Source organism: Polynucleobacter cosmopolitanus (assembly GCF_002224225.1).
In the GTDB taxonomy this organism is placed as follows: domain Bacteria; phylum Pseudomonadota; class Gammaproteobacteria; order Burkholderiales; family Burkholderiaceae; genus Polynucleobacter; species Polynucleobacter cosmopolitanus.
The window spans coordinates 236,441-253,242 of record NZ_NJGG01000001.1; the positions used below are offsets into that span (position 1 = coordinate 236,441).

Here is a 16,802-nt window from a genome sequence, read left to right on the forward strand (position 1 = left end):
AAAGTGCAGAGCCGGCTATTAAGCCGGATTCTGTCGCCCGCATTTTCATGCAGGGGCAACCATTCATCTAGTTTCACCGTTACCAGTGAAATCAAGCTCCCTACCCGCAAGCTCAGCGGACCGCCTCAACGCTTGCCTATTTGGGATTGCTCCGAGTGGAGGTTACCGCGTTTCACCGTAACTAAATACGCTCGTCTCTGTGGCCCTATTCCTCACGTCACCGTGGATGGCTGTTAGCCATCACCCTGTCCTATGGAGTCCGGACTTTCCTCCCCCTTGTTACCAAGGCAGCGGTTGCCTTACCGACTCTGCCCCGCTAGTCTAACCGACTATTGTCCAAGCAAGACTTTCACCAGCTCGAAGAGGAACAACGGTGCTAGTGCCAATCGGGAACTCATTCGGTATTTGTTGCGCTTGACGTTTCAAAATCAACTTACCTGTGTTTCTAGGCAAGTTATAAAAGTCTGGACCAAAGTGACTGGCAAATGCTTCTAAGCGATCAAGAGCGTTGGCTTGATCAAAAACTTCTGCATACAAAGGCATGGCATGCCAAGCCGTATAACAACCGGCACATCCACAGGCATTTTCTTTTGTACCTTTTACATGGGGCGCACTGTCAGTGCCTAAGAAAAATCTTGGATTACCTGAAGTGGCAACACGAACCAATTCTTGGCGATGCTCTTCTCTTTTCAAAATTGGTAAGCAGTAGTAATGCGGGCGTATCCCGCCACTAAAAATAGCATTGCGGTTGTAAAGTAAATGCTGTGGGGTGATGGTTGCTGCGATTGCACCGAAACGCTGAGCGTCTGCAGATTCAACATATTGCGCTGCTTGCTTCGTAGTGATGTGCTCAAAGATAATTTTTAAACCAGGGTGGCGCTGTCTTAAAGGCTCTAGTACTTGGTCGATGAACACTGCTTCACGATCAAACACATCAACATCAGCATGTGTTACTTCTCCATGGAGCAATAAAGGCATACCGCAAGCTTCCATCGCTTCCAGAGCCTTGGTGCATTTTTTAATATCAGTCACACCAGCATCACTGTTGGTGGTGGCACCAGCGGGATAAAGCTTGAAACCAACCACGCCCTCTTGATGAGCCTTTTTTACTTCATCTGCGGAAGTGTTATCGGTCAAATACAAAACCATCAATGGAGTAAATGAACTACCAACCGGTAAAGCCGCCAAGATACGTTTTTTATAAGCTGCTGCCATTTCTGCAGTGGTCACAGGCGGCTTTAAATTTGGCATGATGATGGCGCGCTCAAATTGACTTGCTGTGTGCTTCAGCAAATCAGCCAAGACCTCGCCATCCCTGATATGCAAATGCCAATCATCAGGACGAGTAATTTCAATTGTGTTGACTGAACTCATGTATCAAGACTCACTATCTATTAGCAAAATTCTAAAATCATTCACATTGGTCAAAGTAGGACCCGTGTGAACCAAAGTATTTAAATCTTTAAAAAAACCATAACTGTCATGTTTAGCCAACCCATCTTTGGCCAACTGATGATCATTATTCATGAGTTTTCTTGACTCTGATGCAAACCAAGCACCCGCATTATCTTCACTGCCATCAATGCCGTCAGTATCAGCCGCCAATGCCGAAAGCGTAGGAAGATCCTCACAAGCCACATACAGAGATAATAAAAACTCACTGCAGCGACCGCCACGACCTTTGACATCACGAGGAATTGTCACAGTGCATTCTCCACCCGAAAGAAGAGCCACTGGTTTTTTAAATGGTTGGTCATGAAGAAAAATTTCTCGTGCCAGGGCTGCTTGCATCAAAGCAACATCTTTGGCTTCTCCCATCACGGTATCTCCCAAAATCACTGCTTTCACACCCTGGGATTCACAATAGCTGGCCGCTGCCTCTAAACAAGAATGAGCGGTGGCCAAGAGATGATTATTGATTTGTTTAAAAATTGAATCGCCTGATTTTGGTGTCTCAGGATTTTTACCTGACAGACCATTCTGCAAATAATCAGTCACCACTTTTGGAATCTGCCCTTGCAACAAATCATAATCTTTAAGAATTTGAAGTGCATCTGCAAATGTGGATTCATCAGGTGCGCAAGGTCCACTGGCAATACTTGATGGATGATCTCCAGTCACATCAGAAATCAAAAAGGCATCGACTTTGGCACCTCGACTTGCTGCTTCTCTGGCCATATGACCACCCAAAATAGCAGACAAGTGCTTGCGCACAATGTTCATTTGGCCAATGGGTGCGCCTGACATCAATAGAGCCTGAGTGGTGATCTGTAAATCCTGGATGCTTAAGTCTGCAGCAGGCAAGGTCAAAAGACTTGATCCGCCACCTGAGATCAGGGCAATCAATTGATCGCCAGGCTGTAAGGTTCTGATTAAACGCAGAGTTTCTTTGGCGCCATTCAGACCTGCCTCATCAGGCACTGGATGACCAGCTTCAATCACCTGAATGAGCTTGGTTGGCAAGCCATGTCCGTAACGAGTGATGACCATGCCTTCAAGCTTTGCCTCAGGCCAATGCTCTTGGGCATATTGCTCAAGAGCAACAGCCATAGAAGCGGCTGCCTTACCGGCCCCCACCACCAAGCAGCGTCCTTTTAAAGGTGCGCTGAAAACCTTGCGTAAACCATCGGGCAGCATCACTTGAGGGTCAGCAGTTTTTAAAGCCGCATCAAATGCAGCTCGCAAAAATTGGGGCGTATTTTTAATGGCCATACTAGGATATTAGCTTGGTTTGAGATTGTTGGGCTTGCCACATGTCACTATAACGACCTCCCAAAGATAAGAGCTCATCATGAGTCCCTCTTTCAATGATGCAGCCATCATCCATCACTAAAATTTGATCGGCATAAATAATGGTGGATAAGCGATGGGCGATGATCAAGGTCGAACGGTTTTGGGCCAAAGCCATCAATTCTTTCTGAATAGCTCTCTCCGTTTCAGAGTCCAAGGCAGAAGTTGCCTCATCAAAAATCAGGAAGGATGGATTTTTCAAAAGAGTCCTGGCAATCGCTACCCGTTGCTTTTCGCCACCAGATAATTTCAAACCTCGTTCACCCACTGCTGAGTGATAGCCATCCGGTAGTGATGTGATGAAGTCATGGATTTGCGCTGCCTTGGCAGTCGTTTCTATTTCATCTTGCGAAGCGCCAGGACGACCATAAGCAATGTTGTAGGCAATCGTGTCATTAAAAAGAACCGTGTCCTGGGGAACAATACCAATACAAGCTCTCACACTTTTTTGAGTCACCGCTTGGATATTTTGCTGATCAAATTCGATTGAACCCTTGGTCACATCATAAAAACGAAATAACAATCGCGCCAAGGTGCTTTTTCCTGCGCCACTATGACCGACCACAGCAGTGGTTTTGCCAGGCAAGACCTCAAAATCAATTCCTTTTAAGATCTGACGATTGCGCTCATATGAGAATGACACATCACGAAATTGAATGTGCGGACCCAATGCTTGATTTTTTATAACAAGATCAGGAGCACCGTCTTGATCAGCGATTTCTCGATCAGTGCCAAGCAACTTGAACATCCGATCCATGTCAATCAAAGCTTGCTTGATTTCCCGGTAAATCACACCCAAAAAGTTAAGCGGTATGTACAACTGAATCATCAACACATTCACCAACACCAAATCACCCAAGGTCATTGATCCATTCGATACACCGATGGTGGCCTGCCACAAAATTAAAATCAGACCTGTGGCAATGATGGTTTGTTGCCCAAGATTCAAAATAGCCAAAGAGCGCTGAGACTGAATGGCAGCCTCTCTGAAGCAACGAAGATTTTCATCGTAGCGCTTTGTTTCATACTCTTCGTTACCAAAGTATTTAACTGTTTCAAAATTGATCAGTGCATCAACCGCTCTTTGATGAGCCTTTGAATCAAGCTCATTCATTTTCTTACGATACTTCGTGCGCCACTCCGTCACAACAATCGTAAAAATCACATACAAAACCAATGCGATCAAAGTGATCAAAGCAAATAAGTAGTTATAGGCCCAAACAAAATAACCAAGTACCAAACCCAGCTCCACGATGGTTGGGAGAATGCTGTACAAGGAATATGAGATCAATGACTGAATACCTCTTGTACCTCTTTCAATGTCTCTGGTCATTCCGCCAGTCTGTCTTGATAAATGAAAACGCAAAGACAGGGCATGCAAGTGCTCAAATACTTGAAGTGCAACAGTTCGAACTGCACTCTCAGTCACCCTTGAAAAGATGAGCTCTCTTAACTCCGTAAACAATGAGGCTGATAACCTCAATAAGCCATAGGCAATGATGAGTGCCACGGGAACAACAATCAAAGTTTGCAATCCTGGTGGCACACTCATTAAATCAACCAAGGTCTTGAGTAAAATTGGCACACCAAGATTCGCAACCTTGGCCGCAATCAAGCAAGATAAAGCCAAAATCACTCGCCCTTTAAATGTCCAGAGATAAGGCAATAAATTAGCAATCACCTTCCAATCATTACTTTTTTCATGACTTGGCTTAACTTGAACATCTTGGGACTGCATATGTCTCATGGCTTACTTTTCATTTTTATCATTAATCGCCCAAATTAGGCACAGCTTGATCTCGAGTTCCTACAGACAAAAAAATCAATAAAAGTCTTACAAAAACATAAGAAACCCAATTGAACAATTTTGCCAGCAATGGTCTTTGTGCGTACAAGTCAGAATCAACCTTGACTCCTTGCCCCATAGCCTGATCTTCAATTTTCCATCTGATCTCTTTGATCACCGAATGATTTCTCACGATAAGATTGGCTTCATGATTCAAAAAGAATGACAGATGATCACAATTTGATGATCCCAAGGTTGCCCAACGTCGATCAACCACCATGGCTTTGGCATGCAATAAACCAGAGGGATATTCATAAATAGCAATATTGGCAGCCAACAACTGCCCATAAAGACTTGGCACAGACCAATTCAATACTTTGAATTCATCACGCCCCAGCAATAAGTTAACCGACACTCCGCGCTGCGCAGCTCTGATCAAAGCTTTTCTGAATCGCCTGCCTGGCATGAAGTAAGGAGTGGCTAACCAAATCTCTTCTCTTGACTGCCCGATGGCTTTTAAATAAGCCCTCTCGATATCACGGCGGTGATGGAGGTTATCTCTGGCAATGAAGGCGACACTGGGTTTATGACCATGCCTGATCCCCAAAAAATGATTTGTGCCCCAAGGCAACTCCTGATCCAAAATTCTTTTTAGGATATTTCGAGGGTGCAGTGCCTTGGGTTGCATTCTTTGCCATTGACGTAAAAAAGTTGCATGTACTTTTTCAACAATGGCTCCCGTTGCATGCAAAGCCAAATCCCATCTGATGCCCCTTAAGATTTCTCCATCCGAGGAGAGATTGTCAGCACAAATATTGATACCACCAACAAAGGCTTGAGCTTCATCGATCACAACTAATTTTCTATGCGTTCTAGAGAAACCAAAACGACCAAACCATGATGGGTTGTAATGAACCAGTTGAACGCCCGACTTTAAAAACTCTTGTTCGAAAGAGAAGTTGTTTGAGCCTAGCCAATCAAGAATGACTTTGACATCTAAACCTTTGCTGGCTGCTTGGCACAATAGTTCAGCAATTCTTTTTGCCTGCTCATCACCTGAGAAGATATAAGTCTCAAGATAAATTGATTTTTTAGCACCCAAAAGAGTGGCCTCAAGGACCTTGAAATAATCATGACCACCCTCAAGCAAATCAAGGTTTTCAATACTCTGCCAACGATCTTTTCTTAGAAGCGACATGACTTAATTCTAATCAGAATTAAGCTTCAGTATTGCTTGTTTGTTGCTTGGAGAAAAACAAAGTGGGCCAGCCAATTCAATTGACTGCCATTGGTAGGCGGTATGCTCCCTAGGAGCCAAGGTAACCGGCACGCGATTGGGCAAAAGAACCTTGAACCAGTGCTCAGTGTTCACAGTGACACCTTCGGCATAACGATGTCGCCATTGAGGATAAATTTCATACTGAATCTGCTGATTCATGGATTGCAAAGAGTTGGGGGGTAGAACAGATACATCGATGCCCGTCTCTTCGAAGAGCTCTCGGGCTGCCGCCTCTATCAAAGGCTCATCAAGATCATCCAGACTTCCTGTCACAGACTGCCAATAGCCGGGATGGTCTTTTCTTTCTAGCAACAAAACCTCGTTGCTAGCCGTATAAATAACGACTAGTACCGAGATTGGGATTTTCATGCAGGCATTTCTGTGTTGCGCAAACGAATATGAAGTTCGCGCAATTGCTTCTCATCAACAGGGCTTGGAGCTTGAGTTAACAAACATTGGGCTCTTTGTGTTTTAGGGAAAGCAATCACATCACGAATTGATTCAGCACCCGTCATCATTGTGACAATTCGATCTAAACCAAAAGCAATACCGCCATGTGGAGGTGCGCCATATTGAAGCGCATCCAACAAGAAGCCAAACTTTGCTTGAGCTTCTTCAGGACCGATGTTCAATGCACGGAATACTTGGCTTTGCACAGATTCTTTGTGAATACGAACTGAACCACCACCGATTTCCCAACCATTCAGAACCATATCGTAGGCTTTTGCCAAACACTTACCAGGATCTGTTTGTAGGTAGTTGAGATGTTCGTCTTTAGGACTTGTGAATGGATGGTGACAAGCAACCCAGCGTGCAGCATCGTCGTCATAATCAAACATTGGGAAATCAACCACCCACATTGGCTGCCAAGTTTGTTCCATCAAACCGTTTTCTTTGGCCCAAGCAGAATGACCAATCTTTAAGCGCAATGCGCCGATTGCATCATTGACCACTTTGGCTTTATCAGCACCGAAGAAAATGATGTCGCCATCTTTTGCTTCAGTTCTCTTAAGGATTTCAGCAATCGCTGCATCATGAAGATTTTTAACGATTGGAGATTGCAAGCCATCGCGGCCCTTAGCGATTTCATTGACCTTGATCCAAGCCAAGCCTTTAGCGCCATAAATTGATACAAACTGAGTGTAATCATCAATATCACTGCGACTGATCACTGAGCCACCCGGGACTCTCAAACCAACCACGCGACCATTTTCTTGATTAGCAGGGCCTGAGAAAACCTTGAAATCAACATCCTTCATCACATCAGTCAACTCGGTGAACTCAAGCTTCACTCGCAAATCAGGTTTGTCTGATCCGAAACGAGTCATGGTTTCTGAGTAAGGCATGACTGGGAATGGATTAGCCAACTCAACATTCATCACTGTTTTGAAAATATGACGAATCATGTTTTCAAATAGATCGCGTATTTCGTATTCATCTAAGAATGCTGTCTCACAGTCGATCTGAGTAAATTCAGGTTGACGATCGGCTCTCAAGTCTTCATCTCTGAAACACTTGGTGATTTGATAGTAGCGGTCAAAGCCTGCCACCATCAATAACTGCTTAAATAATTGTGGTGACTGCGGCAATGCAAAGAACTGACCATCATGAACCCTGGATGGCACCAAGTAATCTCTAGCTCCCTCAGGGGTGCTCTTGGTCAACATCGGAGTTTCAATATCAATGAAGCCCGCTTGGTCTAAATACTTTCTTGTTTCAATCGCAACGTTATAACGAAGGCGCAAATTCTTTTGCATTTGTGGACGACGCAAATCCAAGACACGATGAGTCAAACGAGTTGTCTCAGATAGATTGTCATCTTCCAACTGGAACGGTGGCGTTACAGATGCATTCAAGATATTCAATTCATGGCAGAGCAATTCAACTTTGCCGCTCACCAAGTCGTTGTTTTCAGTTCCAGCCGGACGTGCACGCACCAAGCCTTTGATTTGCACACAATATTCATTGCGCACTTGCTCAGCAATCGAGAACATCTCTTGGCGATCAGGATCACAAACAACCTGAACGAAGCCATCTCTATCTCTTAAGTCGATAAAAATAACACCGCCATGATCGCGTCGACGATTCACCCAACCCGCTAAGGTGACTTCTTGTCCGATTAATGATTCTGTGACTTGGCCACATTGATGACTGCGCATTGACATAAAACTTCCTACTTTACTGATGTGACTGAATGATTGAGAGGGGCTACTGAGCCCATTGAAACAATGTGCTTCAAGGCTTCTTCAACGCCCATATCCAACTCGATGATGTCCGCACGAGGAACAATCATAAAAAAACCAGATGTTGGGTTAGGGGTTGTTGGCAAGAACACGTTAACGTGTTCACCGCTTAATTTGCCCGCGACTTCTTCTGCTGGATTACCTGTGACAAATGCAATCGTCCAAGATCCATTTCTAGGATAAGGGATTAAAACTGCTTTTCTAAAGGCATTACCTTTGCTTGAAAAAAGTGTGCCAGAAACTTGTTTAACGCTTGAATAGATTGATTTAACGATTGGAATGCGGGCAATGATTTGATCCCATAAACGGATCCACCATTGACCAGCGAAATTAGCAGCCACGACACCAGTCAGCAAAATCACGGCAATCACAATCAAAATACCTACGCCCGGTAAGTTTCTGAATGATTTCAAAGCTGGCGTTAAGTCGACAGGTAACACGGCCATCAATGCCGAAATCACTGAACCAAATACGCCATCTAAAACAGACAAGCCCCAAGTCATCACCCAAATGGTGACGGCCAATGGAGTCCAAACTAAGATGCCGGCAATAAAATATTTTTTCATGGAGCCTTAAATTATAGGGCTTAGCTTAGCCAACTGAGCGTAAATAAGGTTCCACCCAAAAGACCGCCCATGAAAAGAATACTTCCCCAAATTAGCTTTTTTGTCTTTTGCTGTTCCAGAACTAACTTCAACATCAGCTCGTGATCTGAAGTATTTCCTTGCTTTTGATTAGCCTCTAACCATTGAACAAGCAATCTTGGGATAGTGGGCACTAACTTAGCCCACTGCGGAGCCTCTGATTTCAAGCGCTCAATAAAGCCTCTGATACCGATTTGCTGATCAACCCATCGCTCTAAAACTGGTTTTGCCGTTTTCCATAAATCCATATCAGGATCCAATTGACGGCCTAAACCTTCCACATTCAGCAGTGTTTTTTGTAACAAGGTCAATTGCGGTTGAATTTCAACGTTAAAACGTCGAGATGCTTGGAAAAGCCTCATCAGCACAATGCCCAATGAAATTTCTTTTAAAGGACGATCAAAATAAGGCTCGCAAACAGCTCGCACTGCGCCTTCCAATTCTTCTACTCGGGTATCGGCCGGAACCCAACCAGACTCGATGTGCAATTCAGCAACACGTCTGTAATTACGATTAAAGAACGCTAAAAAATTGTGCGCCAAGTAATTTTTATCTGTTTCTGAGAGAGCTCCAACAATGCCAAAATCTAAAGCGATATAACGGCCAAAAGTTTCAGGGGCAACACTCACAAAAATATTACCTGGGTGCATGTCCGCATGGAAAAATCCATCGTGGAACACTTGGGTAAAAAATATCTCAACGCCATCCGAGGCTAATTTTTTAAAATCAATCCCGGCTGCACGTAAATCATCTAAGCGTGAAATTGGAATGCCATGCATTCTCTCCATCACCATCACATTGATGCCACATAAATCCCAGTACATTTCAGGGATGATCAGCTTTTTAGAACCTTCAAAATTTCTGCGCAGCTGACTTGCATTTGATGCTTCGCGGGTTAAATCTAATTCATCGTGCAAATAAGTATCAAATTCATCAACGTTCTCTCGTGGCTTTAAACGCTTACCGTCTCGCCACAGCTTCTCAACCAAAGACGCCAACACCCTCAAGAGAGCCAAATCACTTTCAATGATCGGCAATATTCCAGGGCGTAAAACTTTGATGGCCACCTCTTTACCCTGCCACTCAGGATACTTTTCCGTTCCCTTCAATACAGCAAAGTGGACTTGCGCCACTGAAGCACTGGCCACAGGCTTTTCATCAAAGGACAGAAAGACCTCTGATAATTTTTTACCTAAAGATAGTTCAATCAGCTCAATTGATTTAGCTTGGGAAAATGGTGGCACTTGATCTTGCAACTTGGCCAACTCATCAGCCACATCTAAAGGCAAGAGATCTCTGCGAGTTGATAGGACTTGACCAAACTTAACAAATATAGGGCCTAGAGCTTCTAAAGCTAATCGCAGACTTTCTCCACGGGTATAACCTGTTGGGGTTGTCCAAGAAATACCTGTCAAGATCACCTTGATCAAACCAGGTCTCAGGCTGTCTCTGACTATTCTTAAAAGACCAAAACGCCAAATCGTGTAAAGGATCTTGAACAATCTAAAAAATTGTTTCACAAGGTCCTCTCGAGTAATCGCTCAACACGCTTTTCAATGCGTTCAACATCGTCGCGCAAACGTCTTATTTCATCTTTATGGCGCACTAATTCTTCTCTTTTAACAAGCGTTGGTTTTTCATGAATAAGATATTCTAAAACGCTAGTACCCACATCCTGAAATACATTTTGCCCAAATTGCTTACTTTGCTGGGCTGCTTGCATGATTCTATGCGCCATAGGATCACCGACCAGCTTGGATAAGTCTTCCTCAGCCTCCCAGCGCAGCTGGCCTGCCAAGGTTGATACAGCCTGCGCCAGATCAACATCTCCTGAAACTTTCACGTGCTTAACAGCGGCATCTTTACCACCTGCAATATAAGCATTAAAAACATCTGGACCAATGGTTAATGTGACATTTGGCTCACTTGGCGACTGTTCCGCCAAAGCAAAAAGTCCCTGATCGGTCACGACCAAGGACATTTCAACCACCGGTAAAACTAATTTGATTGTTTTATTTTTTTGCTTTTGTAAAAGATCACTGGCCCAAGTTTCTTGGGCCAGTAAATAATTTAAAGCATGTACGATCGTTTTCAGATCAGACCAACTGTTGAATACCAGCTAATACCCAACCACCTTGACCATTAACAGGCTTGGTCAAATTCCAAACCTCAACGAAGGACTCAGCTGGGCCATCCGCTTGCTCACGAATCATTCCTGAGAAACGAACGCTGGCCAAATAAACATCCTGCAATGACTCAATGCCCAATAAATCAGCTTCAATCGTTAACACTTCGGTGCGATTCTGCTCAGTTGCTCGAGCTTGAAGATCTTGATTGAGTTCTGCAAACATTTCTGGTGTTGCAAATTCTCTCAATTTCTCTAAGTCGCCACGATCCCAAGCTTCTTGTAAATGCACGAAATGTTTTTTTGCATTAAGTAAGAAAGATTCTTGATCAAAGTCTTTGATTGCAATCTCTGCAACTTCTTGAACAGGTGCCTCAGCAACCGGTGATGATGAGCCCATATTGACTGGCTCCTGACGATCAAAGCGCTGTTGGTTGTCCCATGATGCTCCACCAGCAGGACTGGCTTTGTAAGTTGCTTGGCCATTGTTAGCAAAACGTCTGTACAACCAAAGACCGATCATTGCAACTGCTGCCACCATTAAAAAGCCCATCAAAAATGATGCTGCTGCCTCACCCATACCAAAATGTGACAACAACCAACCAAGGCCCAAACCAGCAGCCAAGCCACCTAGAATGCCGCCCATACCAAAACCTTTTTTCGGTTGCGCAGCAACCGGAGCAGCAGCTGGCTTAGCTGCAGTCGCAGGAGCTGCTGCCGGAGCTTGAGCCGGCTGAGCAGGAGCTGCCTGCTGCTTTTGAGTAACACCTTGAGACTGTTTACCCATGCTTTTTGAACCGCCCATGCGCTTGGCTTCGGCATCAAATGATGCGCCCATCAACACAAAGGAAGAAAGAACTAAATAAACAAAACTTTTCTTCAACATCTTTAACCTCTCAAAAATTCGATAAGTATCAGTATTTATAACCAATATGCAACGCAACAATACCACCAGTGAGGGAGTGGTATTCAACCTTGTCAAATCCCACACTTTCCATCATGGTCTTTAAAGTTTCTTGATCTGGGTGCATCCGAATTGATTCTGCAAGATAGCGGTAACTCTCTGAGTCACCAGCAACCTTCTCACCAAGCCATGGAAGTATCTTGAATGAATAAGCGTCATAAATTGGCTTAAGGGCATCTACTGGTTTAGAAAACTCCAAAACCATGGCTTTGCCACCTGGCTTGATCACTCTTAACATTTCCTTCAGTGCAACTTCTTTGTGAGTCATATTTCGAAGACCAAATGCAACCGTGGTCAAATCAAAATAATTATTTGGAAATGGTATTTGCTCAGCATCCACCTGAACGCATGGCAAATAGTAGCCTTTATCAATTAAACGATTACGACCAAAACCCAGCATTGAGGCATTGATATCGGTTAACCAAACCTGACCACCTGTTTCACGCTCAAGACCGACTGATTTGGCAAAACTCAAGGACAGATCACCCGTACCACCAGCAATATCCAAAACTTTTTGACCAGGTCTCACCGCTGCTTTACTGATGGTGAAATGCTTCCATAAACGATGCATGCCACCAGACATCAAATCATTCATGATGTCGTACTTATTTGCTACAGAATGAAACACCTCAGCAACCTTGCTTGCCTTTTCAGTTTCATCCACGGTTTTATAACCAAAGTGTGTTTGTGCCATGATTAATTAATGCCCACAAGAGCGTGGCTCATCCTTCACCATTGCAATATCTCTACTAGCTCCCGCTTGCTCCATTCGGTCTAGATAGTCCTGCCACATTTCTTCTTGATTGGTGCACATCTCATAAAGATAGTCCCAACTGAAAATACCTGAGTCATGCCCATCAGAAAACACTGGCTTGATCGCGTAATGACCAACTTGCTCAATGTTATTGATCAAAACATCACGCTTACCGGTTTGCAAAGTTTCTTGGCCAACGCCATGACCTCTGACTTCAGCAGACGGTGACCACACTCTTAAAAATTCAAACGGCAACTGATATGTTTTGTTCTCATAAGCTAACTCCAAAACTTTGGACTGCTGATGAACGATGATGTTCTGAGGCAATGGTGCTTTTTCTGTTGAGCTCATGATTAAACCAATACTCTTTCAATACCGCCTGAATTGGCGCTCTTCACATAATCAGCCATCCAATTAGCCCCTAGCAAATGATTGGCCATCTCAACCACGATGTAATCTGCTTTAGTGCCAGAGTCTTCATCATAGCGTGACAAGCCTTGCAAACATGAAGGGCAGCTAGTCAATACTTTGACCTGACCATCAAAATCATCTCTCAACTCATCCGCACCTTTTTTCATTTCGATTTCTTTGCGGAAACGAACCTGTGATGAGATATCAGGACGAGTGACTGCCAATGTGCCAGATTCACCACAGCAACGCTCATTCTTCGCGATGGCGGTACCGTCTTCAGTGGTCACCAAGCTATTCACTGTCTTTAAGGGATCTTGTAACTTCATTGGGCTGTGGCATGGGTCGTGATACATGTATCTGACTCCCTTAGCACCCTCAAGCTTAATACCCTTCTCTAACAAGAACTCATGGATATCGATGATTCTGCAGCCAGGGAAAATCTTTTCAAACTCGTAGCCCGCTAATTGGTCGTAACAGGTGCCGCAAGAAACCACCACTGTCTTGATGTCCAAGTAATTCAATGTATTGGCCATGCGATGGAAAAGCACGCGATTGTCCGTGATGATCTTGTCTGCTTTATCAAAATCGCCAGAACCTCTTTGCGGGTAACCGCAGCACAAATAACCTGGAGGCAATACGGTCTGAACACCGGCGTGCCACAACATGGCTTGAGTGGCTAAACCTACTTGAGAAAACAATCTTTCTGATCCACAACCAGGGAAATAGAACACCGCTTCTGTATCAACAGAAGTTGTTTGTGGATTTCTGATGATAGGCACCACATCAGAATCTTCAATGTCTAACAAAGCTCTGGCAGTCTTCTTCGGCAAATTACCCGGCATCTTTTTATTGATGAAATGAATCACCTGCTCTTGAATTGGCGGCTTCGTAACAGTTGAACGAGGCTTGGCTGTTTGCGCTTTGGCAAACTTCTTCAATAAATCGTGCGCTAAACGCTGAGCTTTGTAACCCCAATCGATCATTAACTTTCTGGTCAATTGAATCGTTTCAGGGTTGGTGGCATTCAAGAAGAACATCGCTGCCGTTGCACCCGGATTGAATTTCTTCTGCCCCATCTTGCGCAACAAGTTACGCATATTCATGGTGACATCACCAAAGTCAATCTTCACTGGGCATGGCGTTAAACACTTATGACAAACCGTGCAGTGAGCAGCGACATCGTCAAAGGCTTCCCAATGTTTGACTGAAACACCGCGTCTTGTTTGTTCTTCATACAAGAAAGCTTCAACCAACAAAGATGTGGCCAAAATTTTGTTACGTGGGCTGTATAACAAGTTAGCGCGTGGCACGTGCGTGGCGCAAACAGGTTTACATTTTCCACAGCGCAAGCAATCTTTGATGCTTGTCGCAATGGCGCCAATATCGCTTTGCTGCATGATGAGAGATTCATGACCCATCAATCCAAAACTTGGCGTGTAAGCGTTTCTCAAATCGGCGCCCTGCATTAATTTGCCTTTATTGAAACGCCCTTCTGGGTCAATTCTCAACTTATAAGATCTAAAGTCTTTGATCTCTTCTTCCGTTAGATATTCAAGCTTGGTAATACCAATGCCGTGCTCACCTGAAATCACACCATTCAAAGATCTGGCCAACTTCATGATGCGATCAACTGATTGATGAGCATCTTGAAGCATGTCGTAATTATCAGAATTCACAGGAATGTTCGTGTGCACATTGCCGTCACCAGCATGCATGTGCAAGGCCACAAATACACGACTGCGAAGAACCTTCTTGTGGATTGCTTCACACTCTTTCAAAATCGGCTCAAACGGAACACCACTGAATATATTTCTTAACTCAGCTCTGACTTGAAGTTTCCATGAGGCGCGCAAGCTTCTGTCTTGCAAGGCTGAGAAGTATTGGTCCATGTTCTGTGACCAGCCTAACCATTCTTGTCTAACAGAGGCAATCAATTGCAAAGCCTGAGCAACACGACCCTCGAGCAAATCAGCCTCAGGCACATCGCCATCCTCTGATTTACCTAGCGGCAAATTACCTTGCTGAAGGAAACTCTCAAGCTCACTCAAAAGCTGAAGCTTGTTCTTTAAAGAAAGTTCAATGTTGATGCGCTCGATACCATCGGTGTACTCACCCATGCGATCTAACGGAATCACGACGTCTTCATTCACTTTGAATGCGTTTGTGTGACGTGCAATCGCAGCAGTTCTGGCGCGATCCAACCAAAACTTCTTGCGAGCTTCTGCACTCACCGCCACGAAACCTTCGCCAACCCTTGTGTTGGCCATGCGAATCACTTCACTGGCAGCCATCGCCACAGCATTCTCATCATCACCAACGATGTCGCCAATCAAAACCATTTTTGGCAAGACATTGCGCTTTGACTTAGTGGCATAGCCAACTGCCTTCAAATAACGCTCGTCCAAATGCTCAAGACCCGCCAAAATAGCGCCGCCTTGTTTGGTTTGTTGATCTAAGTAGGCTTTGATTTCAACGATGCTTGGAATAGCATCGCGCGCTTGACCAAAGAACTCTAGACAAACTGTGCGAATTTGCTTTGGCATGCGATGCAAGACCCATCTTGCACTGGTGATCAAACCATCACAACCTTCTTTTTGAATACCTGGCAAGCCTGATAAAAATTTATCAGTCACATCCTTACCAAGACCCTCTTTACGGAAGGTCTTACCTTCAATCTTCAACTCTTCAGTCTTGATGACTTTTTGACCAGGGGCATAAGAACCATCTGACCAAACCAATTTAAAAGTGGCAAAGGCGACATCATGAATCTTGCCCATGTTGTGGCCAATGCGCTCAATGTCTAACCAGTTGCCGTCCGGATCAACCATTCTCCATGACGCTAAGTTATCAAGAGCGGTGCCCCACAAAACAGCTTTTTTGCCGCCGGCATTCATGGCGATATTTCCACCAATGCAGCTGGCTTCAGCAGACGTAGGATCTACAGCAAAAACATTGCCAGATTTATCTGCTGCATCTGAAACTCGCTTGGTCACAACTCCGGCACCAGAATAAATCGTGGCAACCTCTTCACTCAAGCCTGGCAAACGCATCATCTCTACAGGGCCCAAAGTTTCGAGCTTTTCTGTATTGATAACGGCTGACATTGGAGACAAAGGAATTGCACCGCCCGTGTACCCAGTGCCACCTCCACGAGGAATGATGGTTAAACCCAGCTCAATACAACCTTTGACCAAGTTAGGAATTTCTTCTTCAGTGTCAGGCGTTAAAACAACGAATGGGTATTCAACACGCCAATCGGTTGCATCGGTCACGTGAGAAACGCGAGCCAAACCATCGTAGGCAATATTGTCAGTCGCGGTGAACTTGCCTAAAACCTTGCGAACACGTTTGCGCAAAATCGCAACACGATCAAATTCGGCATTGAATTGCTCGACAGCGAGCGTGGCACTATCCATCAATTTGCCAACCTTGTCGGCCAAATCAGTGGTCATTCTCTTTTGAACTTCTTTCAAGCGATGATGCAATGCCTCGATCAATTGCTTGCGACGGCCAGGATTGTCCAAAAGGTCGTCTTGTAGGTATGGATTGCGCTGAACAACCCAGATATCGCCCAATACTTCGTAAAGCATTCTGGCTGAACGCCCAGTTTTTCTTCCAGACCTTAGTTCGTCAAGAATTTGCCAAGCTTCTTCACCCAATAAACGGATAACGATCTCTCTGTCTGAGAAAGATGTGTAGTTATAAGGTATCTCACGCAAACGAGGGGCATTTTGAGGATGCTCTGTCATGCTGTGGAGTGGCAAAGGTGCGTTCATATCATCACTTTTAACTAAAAAGCCATTTTA

At 44.5% G+C, this 16,802-nt stretch carries 13 protein-coding genes and 1 other RNA gene; all 14 read right to left on the reverse strand.

What is annotated here, in order from left to right:
- Window positions 1-3: 3 nt before the first annotated feature.
- Window positions 4-310: RNase P RNA component class A (gene rnpB / locus AOC33_RS01185), an RNA gene on the reverse strand.
- An 11-nt stretch (window positions 311-321) separates the two neighbouring features.
- Window positions 322-1,374, reverse strand: a complete 1,053-nt coding sequence (gene pyrC / locus AOC33_RS01190) for a dihydroorotase (RefSeq protein ID WP_089514781.1) — start codon at window positions 1,372-1,374, stop codon at window positions 322-324.
- A 3-nt stretch (window positions 1,375-1,377) separates the two neighbouring features.
- Window positions 1,378-2,712, reverse strand: coding sequence for a glycerate kinase type-2 family protein (locus AOC33_RS01195; protein ID WP_089514782.1), 1,335 nt, complete (start codon window positions 2,710-2,712; stop codon window positions 1,378-1,380).
- A 1-nt stretch (window position 2,713) separates the two neighbouring features.
- Window positions 2,714-4,528, reverse strand: a complete 1,815-nt coding sequence (locus AOC33_RS01200; RefSeq protein WP_089514783.1) for an ABCB family ABC transporter ATP-binding protein/permease — start codon at window positions 4,526-4,528, stop codon at window positions 2,714-2,716.
- A 31-nt stretch (window positions 4,529-4,559) separates the two neighbouring features.
- Window positions 4,560-5,774: a phospholipase D-like domain-containing protein gene (locus tag AOC33_RS01205; RefSeq protein WP_089514784.1), complete on the reverse strand. Its 1,215-nt coding sequence runs from the start codon at window positions 5,772-5,774 to the stop codon at window positions 4,560-4,562.
- A gap of 9 nt (window positions 5,775-5,783) precedes the next feature.
- Window positions 5,784-6,224, reverse strand: a complete 441-nt coding sequence (gene nudB, locus AOC33_RS01210) for a dihydroneopterin triphosphate diphosphatase (protein ID WP_089514785.1) — start codon at window positions 6,222-6,224, stop codon at window positions 5,784-5,786.
- Window positions 6,221-8,020, reverse strand: coding sequence for an aspartate--tRNA ligase (gene aspS / locus AOC33_RS01215; protein ID WP_089514786.1), 1,800 nt, complete (start codon window positions 8,018-8,020; stop codon window positions 6,221-6,223). Before aspS ends, nudB begins: the two co-directional genes overlap by 4 nt.
- A gap of 8 nt (window positions 8,021-8,028) precedes the next feature.
- Window positions 8,029-8,664: a DUF502 domain-containing protein gene (locus tag AOC33_RS01220; RefSeq protein ID WP_089514787.1), complete on the reverse strand. Its 636-nt coding sequence runs from the start codon at window positions 8,662-8,664 to the stop codon at window positions 8,029-8,031.
- A 20-nt stretch (window positions 8,665-8,684) separates the two neighbouring features.
- Window positions 8,685-10,262 carry a ubiquinone biosynthesis regulatory protein kinase UbiB gene (gene ubiB, locus AOC33_RS01225; protein WP_089514788.1) on the reverse strand — a complete coding sequence of 526 codons (1,578 nt, stop codon included), beginning with the start codon at window positions 10,260-10,262 and terminating at the stop codon, window positions 8,685-8,687.
- Window positions 10,259-10,861, reverse strand: coding sequence for a ubiquinone biosynthesis accessory factor UbiJ (locus AOC33_RS01230; RefSeq protein WP_089514789.1), 603 nt, complete (start codon window positions 10,859-10,861; stop codon window positions 10,259-10,261). Before AOC33_RS01230 ends, ubiB begins: the two co-directional genes overlap by 4 nt.
- Window positions 10,839-11,753, reverse strand: a complete 915-nt coding sequence (locus AOC33_RS01235) for a Tim44 domain-containing protein (protein ID WP_089514790.1) — start codon at window positions 11,751-11,753, stop codon at window positions 10,839-10,841. Before AOC33_RS01235 ends, AOC33_RS01230 begins: the two co-directional genes overlap by 23 nt.
- 28 nt (window positions 11,754-11,781) lie before the next feature.
- The gene (gene ubiE / locus AOC33_RS01240; RefSeq protein ID WP_089514791.1) at window positions 11,782-12,525 is read right to left on the reverse strand and encodes a bifunctional demethylmenaquinone methyltransferase/2-methoxy-6-polyprenyl-1,4-benzoquinol methylase UbiE; all 744 of its coding nucleotides are present in this window, start codon (window positions 12,523-12,525) and stop codon (window positions 11,782-11,784) included.
- A gap of 6 nt (window positions 12,526-12,531) precedes the next feature.
- Complete coding sequence (locus AOC33_RS01245; RefSeq protein WP_089514792.1) at window positions 12,532-12,936, reverse strand: gamma-butyrobetaine hydroxylase family protein; 405 nt, start codon at window positions 12,934-12,936, stop codon at window positions 12,532-12,534.
- A 2-nt stretch (window positions 12,937-12,938) separates the two neighbouring features.
- On the reverse strand, window positions 12,939-16,772 hold the full coding sequence (locus AOC33_RS01250) for a DUF3683 domain-containing protein (protein WP_089514793.1): 3,834 nt from the start codon (window positions 16,770-16,772) through the stop codon (window positions 12,939-12,941).
- Between the last annotated feature and the right edge of the window lie 30 nt (window positions 16,773-16,802).

Coding starts and splice junctions, on each gene's coding strand:
- pyrC (WP_089514781.1), bottom strand. CDS start 1,374: ATGAGTTCAGTCAACACAATTGAAATTACTCGTCCTGATGATTGGCAT.
- AOC33_RS01195 (WP_089514782.1), bottom strand. CDS start 2,712: ATGGCCATTAAAAATACGCCCCAATTTTTGCGAGCTGCATTTGATGCG.
- AOC33_RS01200 (WP_089514783.1), bottom strand. CDS start 4,528: ATGCAGTCCCAAGATGTTCAAGTTAAGCCAAGTCATGAAAAAAGTAAT.
- AOC33_RS01205 (WP_089514784.1), bottom strand. CDS start 5,774: ATGTCGCTTCTAAGAAAAGATCGTTGGCAGAGTATTGAAAACCTTGAT.
- nudB (WP_089514785.1), bottom strand. CDS start 6,224: ATGAAAATCCCAATCTCGGTACTAGTCGTTATTTATACGGCTAGCAAC.
- aspS (WP_089514786.1), bottom strand. CDS start 8,020: ATGTCAATGCGCAGTCATCAATGTGGCCAAGTCACAGAATCATTAATC.
- AOC33_RS01220 (WP_089514787.1), bottom strand. CDS start 8,664: ATGAAAAAATATTTTATTGCCGGCATCTTAGTTTGGACTCCATTGGCC.
- AOC33_RS01235 (WP_089514790.1), bottom strand. CDS start 11,753: ATGTTGAAGAAAAGTTTTGTTTATTTAGTTCTTTCTTCCTTTGTGTTG.
- ubiE (WP_089514791.1), bottom strand. CDS start 12,525: ATGGCACAAACACACTTTGGTTATAAAACCGTGGATGAAACTGAAAAG.
- AOC33_RS01245 (WP_089514792.1), bottom strand. CDS start 12,936: ATGAGCTCAACAGAAAAAGCACCATTGCCTCAGAACATCATCGTTCAT.
- AOC33_RS01250 (WP_089514793.1), bottom strand. CDS start 16,772: ATGAACGCACCTTTGCCACTCCACAGCATGACAGAGCATCCTCAAAAT.